The organism is Holdemanella hominis (assembly GCF_014306155.1).
GTDB lineage: Bacteria > Bacillota_I > Bacilli_A > Erysipelotrichales > Erysipelotrichaceae > Holdemanella > Holdemanella hominis.
The window spans coordinates 1-880 of the sequence record NZ_JACRWH010000128.1 but is presented as its reverse complement, the minus strand read 5'-3'; the positions used below and the strand labels follow the sequence as shown (position 1 = coordinate 880).

General features: G+C 39.7%; 1 protein-coding gene. It reads left to right on the top strand.

Features of this window, described 5'->3' with window-relative positions:
• Window positions 1-880 (top strand): sugar kinase (locus tag H8911_RS12195; protein ID WP_186999843.1); only part of this gene is annotated, 880 nt, incomplete at both ends.

The following is an 880-nucleotide window of genomic DNA, read 5'->3' as shown; positions in this document are numbered from 1 at the left end:
TTTGGTGCAACTTATGGTGGTGGAGAAGCCAATGTAGCTGTTTCTTTAGCTAATTATGGTTTTGATGCCAAATACGTAACTCGTCTTCCAAATCATGAAATTGGCCAATGTGCCATCAATTCATTACGCAAATATGGTGTAGACACATCTTATATTGCTCGTGGTGGAGACCGTATTGGTATCTACTATCTAGAAAAAGGTGCTAGCCAACGTCCTAGTAAAGTTATTTATGATCGTGCAGGATCTAGTATTTATACAGCTACAAGTGCGGATTTTAACTGGGATGAAATCTTTAAAGACTGTGCTTGGTTCCATATTACAGGGATTACACCTGCTTTATGTGACAATGTAGCCAAACTTACAATAGAAGCTTGTAAGAAAGCAAAGGAACATGGAGTTAAGATCTCATGTGACTTGAACTATCGTAACAAGCTATGGTCAAAAGAAAAAGCTGGTGAAGTCATGGCTAAGATCTGTGAATATGTCGATGTATGTATTGCCAATGAAGAAGATGCAGCCGATGTATTTGGAATCAAGGCCAGTGATACGGATGTAACAAGTGGTGAAGTCAATCGCGAAGGATATAAGGAAGTAGCTAGTGAATTGACAAAACGCTTTGGATTTGAAAAAGTAGCCATCACATTAAGAGAGTCAATCAATGCGAATATCAACAACTGGTCCGCTATGTTGTATGATGGAAAAGATTACTATTTCTCAAAGAGATACAACATGCAGATCGTAGATCGTGTAGGTGGTGGAGACAGTTTTGGAGCTGGATTGATTGCCGCAAGCCTAGAAGGATATGATCCTCAGGCAACCATTGAATTTGCGGTAGCCGCAAGTTGCTTAAAACACTCTATCGAAGGTGATTTCAACATGG